Origin of the sequence: Deinococcus phoenicis, from assembly GCF_000599865.1 — a bacterium.
GTDB lineage: Bacteria > Deinococcota > Deinococci > Deinococcales > Deinococcaceae > Deinococcus > Deinococcus phoenicis.
Genome location: NZ_JHAC01000048.1, coordinates 12,434 through 32,508, shown reverse-complemented (window position 1 = coordinate 32,508; position 20,075 = coordinate 12,434). Strand labels below are relative to the sequence as shown.

22 protein-coding genes are annotated in these 20,075 nt (G+C 70.4%); 15 read left to right on the top strand and 7 right to left on the bottom strand.

Annotation, left to right across the window (positions count from 1 at the left end):
* Positions 1–17 precede the first annotated feature (17 nt).
* Positions 18–524 (bottom strand): LEA type 2 family protein, encoded by a 507-nt coding sequence (locus DEIPH_RS13825; RefSeq protein WP_034359131.1) that lies wholly within the window; start codon positions 522–524, stop codon positions 18–20.
* A gap of 78 nt (positions 525–602) precedes the next feature.
* Between DEIPH_RS13825 and DEIPH_RS13820 the strand changes: the two genes are divergently transcribed.
* Positions 603–1,595 carry a hypothetical protein gene (locus tag DEIPH_RS13820; protein WP_034359129.1) on the top strand — a complete coding sequence of 331 codons (993 nt, stop codon included), beginning with the start codon at positions 603–605 and terminating at the stop codon, positions 1,593–1,595.
* Between the two features lie 241 nt (positions 1,596–1,836).
* Complete coding sequence (locus DEIPH_RS13815; RefSeq protein WP_407636513.1) at positions 1,837–2,517, top strand: outer membrane lipoprotein carrier protein LolA; 681 nt, start codon at positions 1,837–1,839, stop codon at positions 2,515–2,517.
* Positions 2,518–2,712: 195 nt separating this feature from the next.
* Here DEIPH_RS13815 and DEIPH_RS13810 read toward each other — a convergent pair whose 3' ends face one another.
* Entirely contained in the window at positions 2,713–3,441 is a 729-nt protein-coding gene (locus DEIPH_RS13810) for a LysM peptidoglycan-binding domain-containing C40 family peptidase (protein ID WP_034359128.1), read from the bottom strand.
* Between the two features lie 372 nt (positions 3,442–3,813).
* Here DEIPH_RS13810 and DEIPH_RS13805 point away from each other — a divergent pair, with 372 nt between their 5' ends.
* From DEIPH_RS13805 to aat, 7 genes are all read left to right on the top strand, one after another.
* Positions 3,814–4,200 carry a hypothetical protein gene (locus DEIPH_RS13805; RefSeq protein ID WP_034359126.1) on the top strand — a complete coding sequence of 129 codons (387 nt, stop codon included), beginning with the start codon at positions 3,814–3,816 and terminating at the stop codon, positions 4,198–4,200.
* Between the two features lie 79 nt (positions 4,201–4,279).
* Complete coding sequence (locus DEIPH_RS13800; RefSeq protein WP_152544946.1) at positions 4,280–4,969, top strand: uracil-DNA glycosylase; 690 nt, start codon at positions 4,280–4,282, stop codon at positions 4,967–4,969.
* A 58-nt stretch (positions 4,970–5,027) separates the two neighbouring features.
* Entirely contained in the window at positions 5,028–5,285 is a 258-nt protein-coding gene (locus tag DEIPH_RS13795) for a DUF1844 domain-containing protein (RefSeq protein WP_034359123.1), read from the top strand.
* Position 5,286: 1 nt separating this feature from the next.
* Positions 5,287–5,733: a D-aminoacyl-tRNA deacylase gene (dtd, locus tag DEIPH_RS13790; protein WP_034359121.1), complete on the top strand. Its 447-nt coding sequence runs from the start codon at positions 5,287–5,289 to the stop codon at positions 5,731–5,733.
* Between the two features lie 66 nt (positions 5,734–5,799).
* On the top strand, positions 5,800–6,948 hold the full coding sequence (locus DEIPH_RS13785; protein ID WP_034359164.1) for a LysM peptidoglycan-binding domain-containing M23 family metallopeptidase: 1,149 nt from the start codon (positions 5,800–5,802) through the stop codon (positions 6,946–6,948).
* A 55-nt stretch (positions 6,949–7,003) separates the two neighbouring features.
* The gene (locus tag DEIPH_RS13780) at positions 7,004–7,420 is read left to right on the top strand and encodes a PaaI family thioesterase (protein ID WP_034359118.1); all 417 of its coding nucleotides are present in this window, start codon (positions 7,004–7,006) and stop codon (positions 7,418–7,420) included.
* Positions 7,421–7,472: 52 nt separating this feature from the next.
* Positions 7,473–8,093 (top strand): leucyl/phenylalanyl-tRNA--protein transferase, encoded by a 621-nt coding sequence (gene aat / locus DEIPH_RS13775; protein ID WP_034359116.1) that lies wholly within the window; start codon positions 7,473–7,475, stop codon positions 8,091–8,093.
* Positions 8,094–8,329: 236 nt separating this feature from the next.
* Here the strand turns inward: aat and DEIPH_RS13770 are convergent, their stop codons facing one another.
* Positions 8,330–9,655: an Nramp family divalent metal transporter gene (locus tag DEIPH_RS13770; protein WP_034359113.1), complete on the bottom strand. Its 1,326-nt coding sequence runs from the start codon at positions 9,653–9,655 to the stop codon at positions 8,330–8,332.
* Between the two features lie 219 nt (positions 9,656–9,874).
* Between DEIPH_RS13770 and serA the strand changes: the two genes are divergently transcribed.
* The 3 genes from serA to DEIPH_RS13755 all read left to right on the top strand — a co-directional run bounded on the left by serA (position 9,875) and on the right by DEIPH_RS13755 (position 12,599).
* Positions 9,875–11,503 (top strand): phosphoglycerate dehydrogenase, encoded by a 1,629-nt coding sequence (serA, locus tag DEIPH_RS13765; protein WP_034359110.1) that lies wholly within the window; start codon positions 9,875–9,877, stop codon positions 11,501–11,503.
* Between the two features lie 123 nt (positions 11,504–11,626).
* Positions 11,627–12,037, top strand: coding sequence for a DUF3995 domain-containing protein (locus DEIPH_RS13760; protein ID WP_152544945.1), 411 nt, complete (start codon positions 11,627–11,629; stop codon positions 12,035–12,037).
* A 4-nt stretch (positions 12,038–12,041) separates the two neighbouring features.
* The gene (locus DEIPH_RS13755; RefSeq protein WP_051517396.1) at positions 12,042–12,599 is read left to right on the top strand and encodes a TetR/AcrR family transcriptional regulator; all 558 of its coding nucleotides are present in this window, start codon (positions 12,042–12,044) and stop codon (positions 12,597–12,599) included.
* A 15-nt stretch (positions 12,600–12,614) separates the two neighbouring features.
* On the opposite strand, the gene DEIPH_RS13750 is transcribed toward DEIPH_RS13755, so the two are convergent.
* The 3 genes from DEIPH_RS13750 to DEIPH_RS13740 form a co-directional block, all read right to left on the bottom strand.
* Positions 12,615–13,961, bottom strand: a complete 1,347-nt coding sequence (locus DEIPH_RS13750; RefSeq protein WP_034359105.1) for an FAD-dependent oxidoreductase — start codon at positions 13,959–13,961, stop codon at positions 12,615–12,617.
* 165 nt (positions 13,962–14,126) lie between these two features.
* Positions 14,127–14,915 carry an ABC transporter permease subunit gene (locus DEIPH_RS13745; RefSeq protein WP_034359103.1) on the bottom strand — a complete coding sequence of 263 codons (789 nt, stop codon included), beginning with the start codon at positions 14,913–14,915 and terminating at the stop codon, positions 14,127–14,129.
* Positions 14,905–15,804: an ABC transporter ATP-binding protein gene (locus tag DEIPH_RS13740; RefSeq protein ID WP_034359101.1), complete on the bottom strand. Its 900-nt coding sequence runs from the start codon at positions 15,802–15,804 to the stop codon at positions 14,905–14,907. The genes DEIPH_RS13745 and DEIPH_RS13740 overlap by 11 nt, the downstream gene beginning before the upstream one ends.
* Positions 15,805–16,100: 296 nt before the next feature.
* Between DEIPH_RS13740 and DEIPH_RS13735 the strand changes: the two genes are divergently transcribed.
* From DEIPH_RS13735 to DEIPH_RS13725, 3 genes are read left to right on the top strand one after another with little or no spacing between them, the layout of a single operon-like run.
* On the top strand, positions 16,101–17,147 hold the full coding sequence (locus DEIPH_RS13735; protein WP_051517395.1) for a WD40 repeat domain-containing protein: 1,047 nt from the start codon (positions 16,101–16,103) through the stop codon (positions 17,145–17,147).
* Between the two features lie 43 nt (positions 17,148–17,190).
* Positions 17,191–18,387: an aminotransferase class V-fold PLP-dependent enzyme gene (locus DEIPH_RS13730; protein ID WP_034359099.1), complete on the top strand. Its 1,197-nt coding sequence runs from the start codon at positions 17,191–17,193 to the stop codon at positions 18,385–18,387.
* 51 nt (positions 18,388–18,438) lie between these two features.
* Positions 18,439–18,879 (top strand): hypothetical protein, encoded by a 441-nt coding sequence (locus DEIPH_RS13725; RefSeq protein ID WP_034359096.1) that lies wholly within the window; start codon positions 18,439–18,441, stop codon positions 18,877–18,879.
* A gap of 117 nt (positions 18,880–18,996) precedes the next feature.
* On the opposite strand, the gene DEIPH_RS13720 is transcribed toward DEIPH_RS13725, so the two are convergent.
* On the bottom strand, positions 18,997–19,986 hold the full coding sequence (locus tag DEIPH_RS13720) for an NADPH:quinone oxidoreductase family protein (RefSeq protein WP_034359094.1): 990 nt from the start codon (positions 19,984–19,986) through the stop codon (positions 18,997–18,999).
* Positions 19,987–20,075: the final 89 nt, after the last annotated feature.

Here is a 20,075-nt window from a genome sequence, read left to right as displayed (position 1 = left end):
TTCCCCTCCCCCGGCCCTCAGAACGGCAGAATCGCCGGTTGTTGCCAGACGCCCTGCGCCAGCGTGAAGGGACCGAAGGACGGGCGGCCCAGCACGCCCAGGTCGGCGGTGAAGGTGCCGTCCACCCGGTAGGCCACTTGCTGCCCGCGCGCGACCTTCAGAAAGGCCCCGGCGCTCTGGAGGGTCACCGGCAGGCTGAGGTCGGCCAGCTGCTGCGTCTCGCCCCGCGCGGGGAGGTTCACGTTGGGCAGGTTGACGGTGCCCACATCCCCCCCGTCGATGATCAGCCGCCCGGCGATGTTGGCGAGGCGCACCGGCACGGGGTTCGGATTCTGGACGCGCAGCCTCAGCGTGAGGTTGGCGAGGGCCGGATTCGGGCCGCTGGGCAGGGCCAGGCGGGTCAGGCGCACACTCTGGACCTCGAAGGTGGGCACCTGGACCACCGAGGTCGTCGGCGCGCACGCCCCCAGCCCCAGGGCGAGCACACCGGACGCGAGCAGGGGGGCCAGCATCAGCTTCTTCATGCGCCCAACTTACCTGCTCGCGCTGGGCCGAGTCTGATGGGTCCGCCGGCACAGCGGGGACACTGCTACGCTGGCCCCATGAAGCGAACGATGACCGTTCTGGCGCTGGCCTGGGGGAGCGCGGCGGGTGCCCTGACGCTGGACTTCGGGGTGGCGTACCGGAGCGGGGATCTCACGCCCTGGGATGGCCGCCTGCTGCACGCGGGCGTCAGCGACGTGAGCTTCGGGCGCGGCACGCTGGCGGCCCACGTCTCCAACCGGGCGGCCGAGGTCGGGGTGGTGCAGGGCTTCAGTCTTCCCCCCGCCGGGGCCGTGAGCACTGGGGTGGACGCCGCCGTGGCCTGGACGGGAGGCGTGCGCGTGTCTTCCCGGGTGGGTGCCTCCTTCGGCCCGGTCGCCCTGAATCTGGCTGGGGCCGGGTTCACGACCTCCGCCGATACCGTGGACCCCCTCGCGGCCTGGACGCTGGCCCCCACCGACCTGCGGACGCGCGGCTGGAATGCCGAGTTCACGGCCCGCTACCGCGTGAGCCGCACCCTGATCGCCGTGGCCGGGGGAGAATTCGGCCCGCAGAACCAGGGCACGCTCGGCGTGGAGTGGCGGCGCGATCTGACGCGCGTCCTGCCCCCCGCCGAGGGCGACGACCCGGACGCCGAACCCGCCACCGAACGGACAGGCACCCTGACACTCCGGGCGGGAGCGCGGGCCGGACAGGGGGTGCTGGGCGTGACCGGCGGGGTCACCTACAGCGCCGAGTCGGGCCTGAGTCTGGCGCTGGACGCCCTCGCCGGGCCGGGCCAGTGGGGGGCCGTGGGCAGCCTCAGCGCCCCGGACGTGCTGGGGGCGGGGAGCCTGTCGCGCCTCTACGTGGCCTATGAACCCTGGCGCTGGGCGAGTGCTCCCCTGCGGGCCGGTGTAGAGACCCGCGTTCCTGCCGGGCGTGGCACCCTCAGTCTGGACCTGCGCGGCGGCGTGCAGCCCGCAGGGGCGGGTGGCTTCGGCGCGCGCCTGGGCTACAGCTTTCCGCTGGGCGAACCTGCGGCGGGTCAGGTGGTGCTGGGGCAGCCCTGAGAGCGTGTTTGCCAAGGGTCCTCATGGAAGGTGAAGTACGCCGGGAGGGCGTGCCCGTTCCCCCTTCCCAGCCTCCCCGTAAGGGGGGAGGAGCAAAAAGCGCATTTCTATCGTGTCTCTGAGAAACTCCACCCGACTTCTCAAACAGCCTCTCAGGGAGGCGTCCCGGGCGGTGAACGCCGCGTCAGCGTGCGCCCGTCCTTCTCATGAGAGGGGGTGAAAGACTCCGGGCGTGAAGCGAATCCTTTCCCGACCGGGGCTGGCCCACCTGACGCTGGTGGCCGCCGCGCTGAGTGTGGGGGCGTCCACGGCGGGCGCCCAGACCGCGCAGGACATCCTGAACCGTGTGGACGCCGCGCAGAAGGCGGCCAGGGACGTGACCTTCCGCCTCAGCGGCAGCGCCACCCTGGAATCCAGCCCCCAGAAGATCGATCTGACCGTTAAGAGCATCCCCGCGCAGGGTCTGGCCCGCCTGCAATTCGCGGCCCCCGACGCCCTGGCCGACAACGTGGTGGTGGCCGACCGCAACGAGGTGCGCCAGTACCTCTTCCTGACCAACCAGATCACGGTGACGCCGGTCAAGAAGGCGGCGGACAGCGCCGGCTTCGGCGGCCTGGACTTTACCCGGCTCAGCAACGCCGCCACGTTGCTCAGCCAGTACGACGTGAAACTGCTGGGCACGTCCACCGTGGCGGGTAAAAAGGTCTACCAGCTTGAGGCCACACCGAAGAACGCCAACACCACCGACAAGGCCCGCGTGTGGATCACCGAGGCGGGCTGGCGACCCACCCGCCTGCAACTGGTCAGCAGCGGCAACAAGGTGATGGCCGACCTGAACGTCACGAACTACAAGGTGAACAGCGGCCTGACCGTGTCCGGCCTCCGGATGCTGCCGAAAGATGCACAGGTCATCCGGCAGTAAAGAGCTGTGCACTAAAGAGCCGTAAAGATAAGGAGTGGTGCGGCCAGGAGAAAAGAGGAAGGCTGCGCTCTCGGGGAGGGCAAACGCGCTTGCGTGGTGGCTCCCCTCTCCCCAAAGCGAACGCCCCCGCCTGGATTGGCGGGGGCGTGTTCGGTCGATGGGTTCCAGTCGTTGGGATGTGGCAGGCGGTTGGCGTCAGCTCAGGACGCGGCGGGCGCCGATGTAGCGGCTGGCCCAGTAGGGATTGCTGAACAGCGGCTCGATCACGGTGCGGCCCTGGTAGCTGTTGGCGTTGGCCATCATGCCGCTTCCGACGTACACGCCGACGTGGCTGGCGCCGCGTCCGGTGGTGTTGAAGAACACCAGGTCCCCGGCCTGTAGGTTGCGGCTGTTGACCGCGTGCCCGACCCGCCACTGGCCCGAGGCCGTGCGCGGCAGGTTGATCCCCATCTGCTGGAACACGCGCATGGTGAAACCCGAGCAGTCGATCCCGCCGCCGCCGGTGCCGCCCAGGGCGTACCGGATCCCCAGGTACCGGGTCGCGGCGGTCCGGACGAACGCGCCGCCCCGGGAGGGCGCAGCGGCCTGAGCCGGACGTGCGGCCGGAGCCGCCGGGCGCGTAACCGGACGGGCGGCGGGCTGCGCCGCAGGACGCGCGGGCTGGGCGGCCGGCCGGGCAGCCTGGGGAGCGGCGGGCCGCGCTGCGGGCGCCTGGGCTGCTGCCGCTGCACCCACGTTCAGCTTCTGCCCGACTTCCAGGGTGCTGCTGTTCAGGCTGTTCAGCCGCATCAGCTCGGCGGGTTCCAGGTTATGGGCCAGAGCCACCTTGTAGAGCGTGTCGCCGGACTTGACCGTGTAGGAGGCGGCGAGGGCACCACCACTGCCCAGGGCAGCGGCCATCAGAAGGATACGGAACGCTTTCATCGACCCAGGGAGTTTAACCTGTCTTTATTTTATTTTCCTTAATCCTCCGGGGAAGGGCTGCTTTTTATGCGCCTATACGCCCTCTATACGGCAGGCTTCCTGATAAACACAGGGAAAATCGTCTCTCATGCTCAAGCTTCTCAGAGTTCGGCTCATTTCCCGTCTCATCCGGGAAAGCGGCGCTGGGAGAGGAGGGAGCCGGAGCCTCAACCCTGGCCCGTTATCATTCTTCTCATAGGCTGGCCGGGGGGTGTGCAGCGGTCTCCCCGCTGGCCCCTGGAGGCTTTGTGGGAACCTGCGGGCGTGAGGGCGGCCTATACTCAGCCGCGACGAGCCTGTGCCCAGGCCGGGTCTACACCTGCTGGAGGACCAATGAAGGAACCCATGACCACCGAACAGCTCCTGCAAGGCCTCAAGCACTACCGCCGGATTGCCCGTCAGGACATGCTGCGCGCCCCCGAGACGCCCCACCCGGACGCCTTCCTGAAACATGCCGAGAGCCGCCGCGAGGTGTATGTCGCGCTGGGCAGCTATGCGGAGACGCACGCCAGCGACGAGGTGATCGCGCACGCCCTGGAGCTGTACCGCCAGTTGCCCTTCGTCACCGGCACGCCCGAACACGAACACGCCGGGATCAAGGGCCGCGAGAATGCGCTGGAGAACTTCTTTCTGCTGGTGGGCCTCGACCCCAAGACCCGCCGGGAGGCCCGCAGCCACCGGCCCAGGCTGGAGCAGGCCGACGTGCCCACCCAGGGCTAGGCGCAGCCTCTCTTCGTCAGGCAGCAACCGTGCCCCAGCTCCCGCCGGGCAGGCCCCGCGCGGCGTTACCCTGCGCGGCATGATGCAGGTGGGCATGACACAGGTGGACGGGGCGGCCCTTCAGGCCCTCGAACGGGACGCGAAGGGCTGCACGGCCTGCAAGCTGCGCCCCGGCTGCACCCAGGTGGTCGTGGCGGACGGTGATCCCGCCGCCCCGCTGGTGATCGTGGGAGAGGGTCCGGGCGGCGACGAGGACCGGCTGGGCCGCCCCTTCGTGGGCCGGGCCGGGCAACTGCTCGACCGCATCCTGGCTGCGGTGAACCTGACGCGGCAGGACGCCTATTTCACCAACATCGTCAAGTGCCGTCCGCCCGGCAACCGCGCCCCGGAACCCGACGAGACGGCCATTTGCACGGACCTCTGGTTGGAGAGGCAACTGGCGCTGCTGCGGCCCCGGGTGATCCTCAGTCTGGGCAACACGCCGACCCAGTACCTGCTGGGCACCCGCCAGGGCATCACGCGGGCGCGCGGCACCTGGCACCCCTACCGCCATGCGGACGGGCACGGCGGTACCCATGAAGCCCTGCTGATGCCGATGTTCCACCCCGCCTACCTGCTGCGCAACGACACCCGCGCCCCCGGCGGTCCCAAGAGCCTGACGTGGCGCGATATCCGCGAGGTGGCCGCCGTCCTGCGCGGTGAGAAGGAACCGGAGGGGCTGGTGCCCACCATGCCCGCGCCCGGCGGGGGCCAGCCGACGCTGTTCTGAAGTCCGGTGGCCGTGGCCTCCAGCCCCTGTCCGGCCCCGCCCCATTACACTGCGCCCCATGCCGAATCTCGAATTCGTCGGACTCGTGAACAGCCTGCAAGCCACCGCCGAGGCGGCGCTGGGGGACCTAAACGCCGCCACCTCCAGCGCCGCGCGCGACGGGCTGCTGGAAGGCGGGCGGGCGCGGCAGACCGCCGAACGCTCGCTGAAGCTGCTGACCATGCTGGCCGAGAAGACCCGCGGCAACCTCGACTTCACGGAAGCGGAGCTGCTGACGGAGGCCATCGGCAGCCTGCGTGCCCGGCTGGAGAACTGAGGTGCGGGCGGTCCTTCAGCGGGTCACGCGCGCGACCTGCACGGTCGAAGGCCGGGTGACGGGTGAGACGGGGCCGGGGTTCCTGGTTCTGCTCGGCGTCGCGCCGGAAGACACCGCCGCCACAGCCCACGCGCTCGCGACCAAAATCGTCAAACTGCGCGTCTTCGGCGACGAGGCCGGGAAGATGAACCGCAGCGTGCAGGACATCGGCGGCGGCATTCTGAGCGTCAGCCAGTTCACGCTGTACGCCGATACGCGCCGGGGCAACCGTCCGGGCTTCAGCGGGGCCGCCGCGCCCGACCACGCCCGCGCGCTGTACGCCGAGTTCAACGCGGCCCTACGCAGCAGCGGCCTCCCGGTGGGCGAGGGCCTCTTCGGCGCACATATGGTCCTCGACCTGATCAACGACGGCCCGGTGACGCTGCTGCTCGACACGGCGGAGGGCTGAGCCGGGTTGGGGGGCGGGAGCGGCCCTTTCACCCGCCGTCCCGGACCGCCCGCTATGCTGCGCCGCATGAAGTTCCGCCCCCTGCCGGTCCGCCGCTCTCTGCTCCTTGCCGCCGCGCTCCTGCTGGGTGCGGCGGGCACGTCTTCGGTGCCCGTGTATACCGTCAAGGGGGGCGATACCCTCTATTCCATCGCCCGCGCCCACGGCACGACGGTGGCGGAACTGACCCGCCTCAACAACCTCACGGGGACGGGGATCGAGGTGGGCCAGACCCTGCGCCTACCCGGTGAGGCCGCCAGCCCCCCAGCCCCCAACTCTCCGGCCCCCAGCTCCCCGGCCCCCAGCCCCGCGACGCCGCTGCCCGACCCCGCGCCGCTGCCCATGCCGGTGCCGGCGGGCACGTCACAGATCGCGGGCGTGACGGTCAGCGCCCCCGCCAGTCTGCGGATGGGGGACGCCTTCGTGCTGCGCCTGAGCGGGCCGCGCGCCGGGCAGGCGACGGTGCGGTTTCCCAGCGAGATCGGGGAGGACGTGCGGCGGCCGGCCGAGAAACTTACGCCCACCGGGGCGGCGGGGGAATACGTGGTGCTGGGGCGCGTGGTGCTGAGCAAGACCACCCCGGTCGTGTACGAGGTCCAGGTGGGCAGTGATCTGGTGCGCGGCAGCATTCCCCTGACGGGCCTGGGGCAGGTCGTGCAGCACCTCAACCTCCCCCCCAGCATCAGTGGCAAACTGGAAGACCCCGGGCGCAAGGCCGAGGACGCCGCCGTCGAGAAGGCGTATGCCCGGCGCACCCCGCAGGCCTGGACCCGGCCCTTTCAGCCCGCCGTGAACGTGAAGGCCCAGAGCAGCGCCTTCGGGCAGCCGCGGACCTACGTGGCGGGTGGCCCGGTCCTGTACCACTACGGCACCGACTACCCCGCCCCTGTCGGGACCGCCGTGACGGCCGTGAATGACGGCGTCGTGGTGATGGCGGGCAAGTACCCGGTGCGCGGCGGCCTGGTCGTGATCGACCACGGCGCGGGGCTGACCAGCCTGTACTTCCACCAGAGCAAGGTGATCGCCAGGGTCGGCCAGAAAGTCACGCGCGGCCAGAAGATCGGTGAGGTGGGCAGCACCGGCCTGAGCGCCGGACCGCACCTGCACCTCGAAATGCGGGTGCGCGGCGAGGGCACCAACCCCGCCGGCTGGATGAACCGCATCTGGCCGAAGTGAGGGGGAGGCGGCGCGCGGGTTCGCCTGCGTCCCGCACCCCTGCTACCCTCTCCCCATGGCTGATCTGCCCACCCTGGACCAACTCAACGCGCTGGGAGAGGGCCTGCTCCCCGGCTTGATCGGGATTCGCTTCACGCACGCCGGGCCGGGCCTGCTGCGCAGCGAGTTCACGGTCCGGCCCGAACTGCTGGCCCCAAATGGCTTTCTGCATGCGGCCAGCGTGGTGGCCCTCGCGGACACCACCTGCGGCTACGGCACGCGGATGCTGCTGCCTGAGGGGGCGAACGGCTTCACGACCATCGAACTCAAGAGCAACCACCTCTCCACCGCCCGCGAGGGCACCGTGACCTGTGAGGCGCGGGCCGTGCATGCGGGGCGCACCACCCAGGTCTGGGACGCGGAAGTGCGCGGCCCCAGCGGCAAGGTGATGGCGCTGTTCCGATGTACGCAGGCGGTGCTGTATCCGAAATAGGGTGTGGGCTGTAGGTTGTGGGTCGTGGGAACAGCGTTTCCCATAACCCTGTATGCCACCGGCCTCCCACTTCCTTCACCACCCCGACCCCCTGACCCGCGAGGTCGCGCGCGGGTACGCCTCGGGAGCCTTTCTGATGGACAACGGCGACGGCGTGCAGTGGTACGCGGTGGACACGCGCGCGCTGGTGCCGCTGACCGAAGAGGAGGGGCTGCATGTCGCGCGGCGGCTGCGGCGGGAACTGGGGCGCTTCGAGGTGCGGGTGGATATGGCCTTTGGTGACGTGGTGGCGGGTTGCCGGGGAGCGTTGCCCGGCGCGCCCGAACGCGACGGCGAGTGGATCAGCCCGCCGCTGGCCACGCTCTATCAACACCTGCACGGCGCGGGTCTGGCCCATTCCTTCGAGGTCTGGCAAGGCGGCGAACTCGCGGGGGGTGTCCTGGGGCTGGCCCTTGGCGGGGCCTTTATCGCCGAGAGTAAGTTTCACCGCCGGCCGAACGCCAGCAAGGCGGCGCTGGTCCATCTGGCCGCCCATCTGCACGCGCGGGGCTTTACGCTTCTCGATGCCCAGCTCCAGAACCCGCACATAGCCCGGCTGGGTGTCTACGAGGTGAGTGGGGAAGAGTACCGGACGCGACTCGCGGCGGCGCTGGAACAGAACGTGGACCTGTAGAGCAGTGGACAGTATGGAGGCTCTTGGGTGTTTTCCCCCGAGGCCATCATTCTGTCCGCTGCTCCTATCAAATTCAATCGCTTCGCTCGGCCAACGCCTGTGGAGAAACGCCGCATTCTTATGGCAACTGCTCTAAGTCTTATGGCAACTGCTCTAAGTAGGGCGTGGTCAGGAGGAAAAAGGCAGCCGTTGCAAAGGGACGAGCCTGTTTGCCTCTCCACTGCGCACGCACGGCGTCAGCTCCCTGTAAAGGCTCCCCACAACAGGTACCCGTTCAGCCCGATGATGACCACGGCAAAGAGCCAGCCCAGGGCCGTGATCAGCGGGCGGTTGGTCAGCACGCCCATCACGTCCCGCCGCGCCGTGAAGAGCAGCAGCGGCACCAGCGCGAAGGGCACGCCGAAACTCAGCAGCACCTGCGACAGCACCAGCGTGGAAGTGGGGTCGAGGCCCGCGACGATCACGGCGAAGGCGGGCAGCATGGTGATGACGCGCCGCAGCCAGATCGGAATGCTGAAGCTCACGAAGCCCTGCATGATGACCTGCCCGGCCATGGTGCCCACCGCGCTGCTGCTCAGGCCGCTGGCGAGCAGCGCGATGGCAAAGGCGACCGCCGCCGCCGGCCCCAGCAGCGGCGTGAGGGTCCGGTAGGCGGTTTCCAGATTGCCCGCATCCCCCACGCCCTGGCCGTGAAAGGTCGCGGCGCTGACGGCCAGCATGCTCATATTGATCAGGCCCGCGAAGCCCATCGCCAGCAGCACGTCGATGCGGTTCAGGCGCGAGAGGCGCACCTTTTCCTCGTCGGTGCGGGTCGGGATACGCCCCTGGGTGAGGGCCGAGTGCAGGTAGATCACGTGCGGCATGACGGTCGCGCCGATGATGCCGACCGCCAGATACACGCTGTCCGGCCCCTGAAAGCCGGGGACGAACCCCCGCAGCGCCTCTGCGCCGGGGCGCGCGATCAGCACCTGAACCAGATACGCCAGACCGATCACCAGCACGAAGCCCAGGATGGCAATTTCCAGCGGGCGAAAGCCGCGCTTTTGCAGGGTCAGCAGCGCGAAGGTCAGGAGGGCCGTGATCCCTGCGCCCCAGAGCATCGGCAGGCCGGTCAGCAGGTGAATCGCCAGCGCCGCGCCCAGGAACTCGGCCAGATCAGTCGCCATCGCCACGATCTCGGCCTGAATCCAGTACAGCCACACCACCGGACGGGGCCAGCGTTCGCGGATGATCTCGGGCAGATTTTTCCCGGTGGCAATGCCCAGTTTCGCGCTGAGGTTCTGGATCAGCATCGCCATCAGGTTGGCGGCCAGGATCACCCACAGCAGGGCGTACCCGAACTGAGCGCCGCCCTGGATGTTGGTGGCGAAGTTGCCGGGGTCCATGTACGCGATGGAGGCGATCACCGCCGGGCCGAGAAACGGCACGATCCGTGCCAGGCCCCGCCGCCGTGCGGGCCGCATCAGCACCTCGGTCGCCCGTTCGGTCATGCGGGCGTCGAGACCGGAGGCCGGGGGAGGTGGCGGGGGCGCGTCAGGCGAGGAAGAGGGGGCCGAGGACATGAACTTATTTTAGGAGAGCCTAAAAATAAAGTCTACCTTCACGAAAACTTGAAAGAAGGAGGTTGTCGGGTGACTGCCCAATCTGGCCTTGAACGGCTGGCGCGGCCAGGGCGGACGCTGAAGGCAAGTCTGGGCGGTGGACCCCCTTGGATGCGGCGGGGTTTCCCATCCCCTAGCCAACTCGCCCGACTGACGGGCCGCCGCGCTTACCCTGACCGCATGACGGCCCCTGTTCTGACCAGCCCGGAGCAGCTCCGCACGGCCCCTCTGCGCGTGCTGATCTGCGACGAGATGAATCCCGGCGACCTCGCGCACGAGGGCTTCGAGATCGACTATGAAGGCAACCTCCCCCGTGAGGAGACGCTGCGCCGCCTCCCCGACTACGACGCGCTGATTACCCGCAGCCGCACCAAGGTGGACCGCGAACTGCTGGAGGCGGCGGGAGAGCGCCTGAAAGTGATCGGACGCGGCGGCGTCGGCGTGGACAACATCGACCTGGAAGCCTGCTCGCGCCGGGGCATCCTGGTGCTGAACGCGCCCGAGAGCAACAACGTCAGCGCCGCCGAACTGGCCCTGGCGCACCTGCTGGCCGCCGCGCGGGGCCTGGTCCGCAGCGACCGCAAGACCCGCGCCGGAGACTGGGACCGCAAGTTCCTGGGCGTGGAACTCAAGGACAAGACGCTGGGCATCGTGGGCCTGGGGCGCATCGGCTCCATCGTGGCCGACCGGGCGCAGGGGCTGCGGCTGAAGGTGGTCGCCTTCGACCCCTACGTGCCCGAGAACAAGTTCGAGCGCCTGGGGGTGGAGCGGGCCGCGACCCTGGGCGAGTTGCTGACACAGGTGGACTTCCTGACCGTCCACACCCCACTGACCGAGGAGACGCAGGGCATGATCGGGGCGCACGAACTCGCCCTCCTGAGGCCCGGCGCCATCGTGGTGAACGCGGCGCGCGGCGGCATCGTGGAGGAGGCGGCGCTGGTGGAGGCCCTGACCTCCGGGCATCTTTTCGGCGCGGGCGTGGACGTGTTCGTGGAGGAGCCGCCCACCCCGGATCACATCTTCCTGAACGCCCCCAACCTGGGCATCACGGCGCACCTCGGCGCGAATACCTTCGAGGCGCAGGAGCGGGTCGGCGCGGAGATCGTCGGCAGAGTGCTGGCGGCCCTCCACGGCGACGTGAGCAAGGGCGCGGTGAATGCGCCCGCCCTCGACGCCAAGACGCTCGAAGCCCTGGGCGGCTATCTCGACCTGGGCGAGAAACTGGGGCGCATCCTGGCACAACTGCTGCCCGGCGCACACGATCTCGAACTCACCTTCCGGGGCGAATTCCCGGCGGACCCGGCCCCGGTCGTCACCGCCGCGCTGGTCGGCTACCTCAGCGGCAGCACCGACGAGCGCCCCAACCTGATCAACGCCCGCGCCCTGGCGAAGGAACGCGGCCTGAACCTCGCCGTGCGTGAGGTGCAGGAGAGTCCCGACTACCAGACCGAGGTGATCGTGAAGGTCACCAGCGGCGCGGAGGGCGAGAAGCAGCGCACCCGCACCGTGGGCGGCACCGTCTTCGGCCGCAGCCCCCGCCTCACCCGCCTGCGCGACTACCGGGTGGAACTGGCCCCCGAGGGCTTCATCCTGATTGCCAGCAACCAGGACCGGCCCGGCGCGGTCGCCAAGCTCAGCAACCTGCTGGGCACCTGGGGCATCAACATCGCCGGAATGGCCCTGGGCCGCGCCGAGAAGGGCGGACAGGCCCTCTTTACCCTCACGCTGGACGACGGCCTGACTCCCGAGCAGCTCCAGGCCATCCGCGATCTGGACGTGATCGATTCGGCATTCCTGGTGCGGGTCTGAGCGGAGGGCGTGACGCCTGAGGCCCTCCTGCGGGTGAGGAGCAGGAAGCTGGCGCTCGCAAGGGGAGCGCCAGCGTTCTGGCTGGCCACCCACCCTTTCCGTACCATACAATCTGGTATGGAAATGACCGAAGGTTTGGTGCTGGCTCTGCTGGTCGCGTTGTCAGGCCTGCATGTTTACTGGGGGTTGGGCGGGGTGTGGCCGGGACATGATCCGCGCAGCCTGGCCTGCCTGGTGGTCGGCGGTGCCGAGGATGGGCGCCTGCCTACACCCCTGGCCTGTTTCGGGGTCGCCGTGGCGCTGCTGCTGGCGGCGGCGGCGCTTCACTTCGCCGCAGCGGGGGGAGCGTTCGGCGGGTTGGCCCGTGTGGCGGCCTTCGGTGTGGCAGGCGTCTTCCTGCTGCGGGGGGCGCTGGGGTATGTTCTGCCAGCTCTGACACACACCGGCAAGGCCTTCGACCGGCTCAACCGCCTGATCTACTCGCCGCTGTGCCTGGTGCTGGGGGGCCTGGCCCTGGCCTTGCTGCTAGGCTGAGCGCGTGAGGCGCAAGCGAGGCGACTGGCTCGGCGTGGGGTTCCGGCTGCTGCGCGACGAGGGGGAGCAAGCCCTGACGCTGGAGCGGTTGTGCGCGGAAATGAAGCTCACACGTGGGTCCTTTTATCACCATTTCGGGATGATGGCCGACTATCGTCAGGCCCTGCTGCACGGGTGGCAGGACGACCTGACCGGCGCGGTCATCCAGCAGCTTCCAGACGGCGGGTCCGGCGTGGACAGCCCGAAGGAACTGGGGGAAAGGGTCGCCCGGCTCGACCACCGGCTCGACCTCGCTTTCCGGGTCTGGTCCCTGCGTGACCCTGAAGTCAAGGCGGTGATGGACGAGGTCGATGCCAGGCGACTGGCGGCCCTCACCGAGTTGCACCGGCAGGCCGGACATCCACGGGCGGCAGAACTCGCGCAGTTGGAGTACGCCAGCTTTATCGGCTCGCAGGCGCTCGGTTGGGGCCAGGACCGCGCGGCTCTGCGGGGGCTGCACGCTCAGGCCCTCGGCCTGCTGGCCCAGTCCCTCCGCGAGCCGTCGCCGACGCCTGCTTTGTGAAAAGGTCTGGGAGGCTCAGGAGCACAGTTCCCGCCCCAGCCGGTCCGCCGCCACCAGCAGCACGTCCCAGACGCTGGAAAAGGGCGGCGCATAGGCGAGGTCCAGCTCGAAGAGGTCCTGCACGCTGGCGCGCTTGTGCAGCAGCGCGGCCACCACGTCCACCCGCTTGACGCTGTCCGGCTGGCCGACCAGTTGTGCGCCCAGCAGCCGCCCGCTGCCCCGTTCGGCGGTCAGGCGCACGTGGATGGGCGCGGCGTCGGGGTAATACCCGGCGTGGTCGGTGCTGTCCACATCCACGCTGACGGCCCTCAACCCCAGCCCGTCCGCCTCCGCCTGGGTGAGGCCGGTGCGGGCCGCGCCCAGGCCGAAGACCTTGAAGATGCCGGTGCCGACCACGCCGGGAAAACGCGCGTCGCCGCCCGCCATGTTCACGCCCGCCACCCGGCCCATGCGGTTGGCGGTCAGGCCCAGCGGAAGATGGACCTTGCGGCGGGTGACGCGGTGGGTACTCTCGGTGTTGTCGCCCGCCGCAGAGATGCCCTCCACGCTGGTTTCCTGCCGGGCATTCACGGCCACCGCGCCCGTCCGGCCAATCCTGGCTCCGGCGGCCTGGGCCAGCGCCGTGTTCGGTTTCACGCCCACGGCCACGATCACCAGGTCGGCCCGGATCAGACCGTGGTCCGTCTGCACGCCGGTCACGCGCCCGGCTTTGCCGGTCAGTCCTTCCACCGTGGTCCCGCAGCGCACCTCCACGCCGCGGCGCTCCAGTTCGGCCCGCACCCGCTGCTGGTACTCCCGGTCGAGCATGCGGCCCGCGACTTCCGGCCCCTTTTCCAGCAGTACCACGCTCAGGCCCCGGGCACGCAGCGCCTCCGCCATCTCCAGGCCGATGTACCCGCCGCCGATGATGCAGGCACGCCGCGCTCCCCGCAGGCTCGCCGCGACCGCCCGCCCATCGGGCAGGTCGCGCAGGACGTGGACGCCCCCCAGCTCCGTCCGTGCCCAGTCGGGGCGCACGGCGCTGACGCCGGTGGCGATCAGCAGGCGGTCGTAGGGTTCGGTCAGGGTCCGGCCCGAATCCCGGTCCAGCACGGTGACGGTGCGGGCAGCGGCGTCCACCCCCGTGACATCGTGGTGCAGGCGGACGCCGATGCCCTGGCCGCGCAGGCGCTCGGGTGTGCGGGCGATCAGGTGCCCGAAGTCCGGCACGTCGCCGCCGATCACGTAGGGCAGGCCGCACGCGCCGTAGCTGATATCGCCGCCGCGCTCGAAGACGACGACCTGCACGTCCGGGTTCAGTCTCCTGGCCCGGCTCGCCGCGCTCATGCCCGCCGCCACCCCGCCCACAATCACGATCCGCATGCGGTCAGGCTAGAGCATTGGTCAAAAAGAAGGTCTCTTTTTGACCGAGCGAAGCGAGTGCAATAGGGAGAGCGTTTGGGAGAATGGAACCGTTGGAGGTGCTTTTCCTTCAACGGTGTAATTCGGACAAATGCTCTAGGGCAAATCGCGGAGGGGTGCTGCTGGCTACCGGCCCACGTCGCGGTTCTGGAAGAAAGGTGCGGCCAGCAGCACCCACACGCCTCCCAGCAGCAGGCACACCAGCAGCGGCGCGCCGCCCACCGCGTGCCGGAGCGGGGCCTCGGCCAGGGCGGCGTGCCAGGGATTGAGCCACGCCACGTCCTGTAAGGCGGGCACCTGCCCCGAGAGCGTATGCAGCACGACCAGCCCGATCCCCAGCCCCGCCCCGACCGCCGACGCCAGCCCCGGCCGGCCGGTGGCCGCGCCGACGGCCAGCGCGAGCGCGCCGAACACCCACGCCCCCAGGGTGTGCAGCGCCGCCGTTTGCAGCACCCGCGCGGCGGGCAAGGGGGCCTGGAACACCTGCCCCAGCGCCCAGGTGCTCAGGAACAGCACGAACCCCAGGCCCAGCAGCATCACCAGCAGGGCCAGCGCCCGTCCAGCCAGCAGCGCCCCACGCGGGAGCGGTTGCGCCAGCGGCCACTCCAGCAGCCCGCGCGCCTCGGCCCCGGCGATCAGCGCCGAGCCGCTCAGCGCGGCGAAGAGGGTCAGCAGGACCGGCATCAGGCTGAAGAGGCGTCCGCCCACGTAGCCGGCGGGGGTGCTGAAGTCCTCCCCGAAGAGGCTGCGCAGGGCGGCGGGCAGCTTCTGCATGACCTCCGTGACCGCCGGGTCGTTCTTGATGGAGGGATAAAAGGCCAGGATCAGCAGCACGTACAGCGTCACCCCGACCATCCAGCCCAGCAGGCCGCGCCGCCCGTCGCGCAGCGCTTCCCGCAGGACCTCAGGCCACATGTCCTGGCTCCGGTTGCCGGTACTCGCCCAGGAAGGCTTCTTCCAGGGTGGATTCCCGCAGCGTCAGGGAGGCGAGCGTTTCCCCGGCCAGGGCGCGGATCAGGGCGTCGGGGCTGCCGCGCCAGATGCCGGAGAAGTCCAGGCCGTTCGCGCTCGGCTCCGACAGGCCGGGCAGTGCGGCCAGGTCCACCCGCGGCGGCGAACGGAAGCGCACCTGGAGCCGCTGTGGCAGGCTGGCCCGGAGGTCGGCCAGCCGCTCGCTGCGAATCAGCCGTCCCTGCCGGATGATGCCCACCCGGTCGGCCACCCGCTCGACCTCGCCCAGCGCGTGGCTGGAGAGAAACACCGTGCGGCCCTGGGCGCGGGCCTCGCGCAGCAACGCCAGCACGGTGTCCTGGGCCAGCGGGTCCAGGCCGTCGGTCGGTTCGTCGAGCAGCAGCAGGTCGGGGCGGTGCATCAGGGCCAGCAGCAGGCCGACTTTCTGGCGGTTGCCCTTGCTGAGGGTGCCCAGGCGGCGCGTCAGGTCCAGGTCCAGCCGCCCGGCGATCTCACGCGCGGAGGCGGTGTCGGGGAGGCCCCGCAGCCGGGCCGTCCGGTCCAGCAGGTCTCCGCCCGTCAGGTCCCGGTTCAGGTGAACCTCGCCGGGCAGGTACCCGACGCGGGCGTGGACCGCCCCCCGCTCCCGCCACACGTCCCGCCCGAAGACGCGCGCCGTTCCCGACGTGGGCCGCAGGAAGCCCAGCAGCGTGCGGAGGGTGGTCGTCTTGCCCGCGCCGTTCGGTCCCAGGAAGCCGTAGATTTCGCCCGCTTTCACCTCCAGATCAAGGGGATGCAGGCCCACACTCCGGCCATAGCGCTTGCCCAGTCCGGCTGTCTCGATCGCGTTCATCGCTCCCTCCCGCCCCGCCTCCCGGTACGCCCGCACCTCAGAGAGGTCGGAAAACCGCCGCAGTCACATGAACAGGGCCGCCATCTCGCGCGGGGGAGCAGGAGAAGCGCGGGCCACCCTTCCCGGCCTTCTCGGTGAACTGCCGCTGTTCCTCCACGCTTCAGAGTGTAGGCCCCACTCAGGAAGTGCAGGAAGTGGAGGACGTGCAGGAAGCCCAGAACGCGCGGTCGGCCGGACCGGGCTTCCTTTCAGCCCCGGCGGGGACTTTTTCATGCCCGACCCGCTAGCCTGGGGAGGTGAAGCCTGTCCCCACCGCGCCGCTGCGCCGCTCCCTGCGGCTGGCGCTGTCCCTGCTGTCCCTGACTGTTCTGGCCCCCGGCTCTCCTGCGCAGGCCGCGCCCGGCGAAACGCGGGTGCCGCCCGATCCCCTGGTGCTGGTCGGCGTCGCGCCCCGGGTCCTGCCCGGCCCTCCCGGCACGCCGGCGGCCAGCATCGTGGCGGTGCGGGGCCGCTACAGCTCGCACGTGCGGCTGCTCGACGCCGTGACCGGCGAGGCTCGGCGCGAGGTCTTCTTTCCGCCCGAGGTGCAGCTCGACATTCCTCCGGCGCTCAGTGCCGACGGGCGCTGGCTGGCGGTGGTGCTGACGCCCGACCCCGTCACCCGTGCGGGGCGCGTGGGCATCGTGAGTACCTCTCCGGCCACGCCGCCCGTCTTTCAGAAGGTCCTGAGCGCGGGCGGTCTGAACGGCACCCTCTCGCTGGCCTTCGGTCCGGACGGCACCATGCTGGCGGCGGGCAACCGCAGCGGCTACGCGCAGCTCTGGGAGTGGCCCACCGGGCGGCGCGTGGCGACCGTGACCAGCGAGAGCGGCCATGAGCCGTCCCGCCTGGAGTTCAGCCCCGATGGCCGCCTCTTTGCGCCCATCTTCCGGGGGCAGACGCGCACGCGGGTCTTCGATGCCCGGACCGGCGAGCTGCGGATGACCCTCGGCGGCGTGGGCTACGGCACCTTCACGCCCGACGGCGCTGGCTTTCTGGCCTCACGCGGGCGCCTGATCGCGCTGCCGGGGGGCCGCGAGGCTCCGACGCCGCCTTACCTCGTCGGCACCAGTGGCGTGATCGGCTTCAGTGCGGACGGCACGCGCGTGCTGGTGCGCCGCACGGGGGTGGACGTGCAGGGCCGCGAGTGGCTGGAACTGCGCGAGGTGGCGACCGGACGCACCCTGGGCGCACTCACCCGCGTCTGGGACGGCTGGCCGGAGGCCCTCAGCCCCGACGGCACCACCCTGATCGGCGGCGACGGCGAGGGCGGCGTGCGGTTGTTGCCCCTCGCGCCGCGCTAGGGTGGCCCGCCGCCCCGCTGCCCCTCCGCCCTAGGATGGCCGCATGAGCGACCTGCCGCCCCACGACGCCCACCTGCCCCTGAACCGCCCGCGCCTGATCGCGCCCGGCCCGGTCGAGGTCGAGCCGCGCGTGCTGCTGGAACTGGCGCAGCCTCAGATGCATCACCGCACGCCGCTGGGGACCGGGCGGCTGAGGGAGGCCCGCGAGAAGCTGACCCGCCTGCTGGGCGACCCCTACGACGCGGTCATCACGACCAGCAGCGGCACTGGGGCCTTTGAGGGGGCGCTGGTCAGCCTCACGCCGGAGGGGGGCCGGGTGGTCAACGCGCAGGCGGGGAAATTCAGCGAACGCTGGGGCGACATGAGCGAGCGGCTGGGGTACCGGACCACCCGGGTCGCCCGGCCCTGGGGTGAGCTGCTCGACCCGGGAGAGGTGGCCGACGCTGCGAAGGAGGCCCACACCCTGCTGATTACCCACAGCGAGACGAGTACCGGGGCGCTGCACGACCTCGCGGCCATCGCTCAGGCGGCCAAGGCCCAGAATCCCGACCTGATCATCATCGCGGACTGCGTGACCAGCTACGGCGTCGCGGAACTGCGCCCCGCCGCCTGGGGTGTGGACGCCGTCGTGAGCGGCAGCCAGAAGGGGACCGCCACGCCGCCCGGCCTGGGCTTCGTGCTGTTCAGCCCCCAGGTGCAGGAAAGGATGGTTCCCGCGACCCGGCGCGGCTTCTACCTCGACCTCACCCGCGAACTGAAGGGGCAGAAGGCCGGGAACACGCCGCAGACTCCGGCGATCAACCTGATCTCCGCGCTGTCGCTGGCCCTCGATCGCCCGCTCTCCGTGCCGCTGGAGGTCCTGTGGGCCGAGAAACGGCGGCAGGCTGACGCGCTCCTGGCCGCCGGGGCCGCGCTGGGTGCCCCCTCCTGGACTGCGCGCCCCTCGCCCGCCGTCGCCGTCTTGCGGCCCCCCGCGCCCCTCACCGGGCGGCAGGTCGCGGCGCGCCTCGTGGCGATGGGCCAGCGGGCGCTGGCGGGGCAGGCTCCGCACGAGGACGCCGTGTTCCGCGTCAGCACCCTGGGCTACGCCGACCGCTACGACGCGCTGGGCATCGCCGGAATGCTGGAGGACGCCTTCGCCAGCCTGGGCGTGCCCTTCGGGCGCGGCGTGGCCGTGCAGGCGGCGTGGGCGGCCCTGGGCGAAGGCATGGCCCAGCCGTTCCAGGTCGCCCGGCCGTAACCGCCCTCCGCCCGCCTTTCCGATCGGTCAGGTGATCGGGTAGGATGGGGCATGTCGACGCTCTACGTGATCCTGCTCACACTGCACAACCTCACGCGCTGGCTGGTGCTGCTGGCGGGCGTCTGGGCGCTGCTGCGCTCGTTCCGGGGTGTGGGCGGCGTGCAGACCTTCACGCCCACCGACCGCAGCGCCGTCTCAATGTTTATGAGCAGCCTGCACCTTCAGGTCGTGCTGGGGCTGCTGCTGTTCGCCTTCCTGGGGATGCAGAAGATTCCCGTGTTCGCGGGCGCGCCCCGGCCCAGCTTCCAGTGGGAACACCTGGGGCTGGGCCTGCTGGCCGCCGTGTTCGCCACGGTCGGCAACGCCGTCAGCAAGCGTGCGGAGGGCAACCAGGCCAAGTTCCGCGCCGCGAGCCTCTGGACGGTCCTGAGCCTGCTGGCGGTGCTGCTGGCGATTCCGTGGTGGCGGCCCCTGCTGCGGCTGTTCGCGTAGAGCAGCGTCCCGCTACCACCCTAAAAACAGGAGGCCCGCTGGAAACGCGGGCCTTTTTTGCTGGATGTCGGGACAACCGGGGCGAAGTGACGGGCCGCCCGGTCATCCCACTGCGGCCTACCGTTGCGGCTCGATGATCACCTTTCCGGTCGTCTTGCGGTCCAGCATGTCCTGAAAAGCGCGGGCGCTGTCGGCCAGCGCGTAGGTCGGCCCCACCTGGGGCGTGACCTGCCCACTGGCGACCAGAGGCGTGAGGGCCTGCGCCGCCTCACGGGTGGCCTCCTGGTCGCCCATCAGCGAGGTGAGCCACAGGCCCGTCACGGTCAGGTTGCGCTTCATCAGTTCGACCGGGCGCAGGCTGGCCTGTTCACGGCTGGCGTTCCCGATCACGATGATGCGGCCCCGGTTGGCGGCCATGTCGAGGCTTTCCTGAAATCTCCTGCCGCCCACCACTTCCAGAATCAGCGGCACGCCCTTGCTGCCCGCCGCGTCCCGCACCTTCTGGACCCGCTCAGGGTCGTCTTGCAGCAGCGTCACGTCGGCACCCAGGTCACGCGCCAGCTGGAGCTTTTCCTCGGTGCTCGCCATCGCGATGACGTTCATGCCGAGGGCCTTGGCGAGCTGGATGGAGGCTGTCCCCAGCGCCCCCGCCGCCGCCTGCACCAGCACCCACTCGCCGGCCTTTCCGTGGCCCAGCGTCCTCAGGCCGTGGTACGCGGTGAAGTACGACACCGGGAAGGCCGCCGCCTGGGCCGCCGTCAGGTTCCCCGGTACCGGAATCAGCGCGGCGGCAGGGGAGAGGGCGTACTGCGCCAGGCCGCCGCGCCCGCCCAGGCTGGCGACCCGCTGCCCCACCTGCACCCCCGTCACGCCTTCTCCCAGCGCGTCCACGGTTCCGGCGAACTCCATGCCCGGTGTGTAGGGCAGGCGCGTCCGCGTGAGGTACTCGCCCGCCACGGCCAGCACGTCCGCGAAGTTGATGCCGACCGCTTCCACCTTCAGCCGGACCTCGCCGGGGCCAGGCTGCGGCACAGGCACGCCGCGCAGTTCCATCACGTCGGGGGGGCCGAGGCGCTCGACCAGCATGGCCTTCATGGTTTCGCTCATTGGCCGAGCATACCCGAGTGTCCCCCGCCAAGTGAACGCGCACGTACACTCTGCACGCGAACGTATTTGACCCGGAGGAAGTGGCGTGG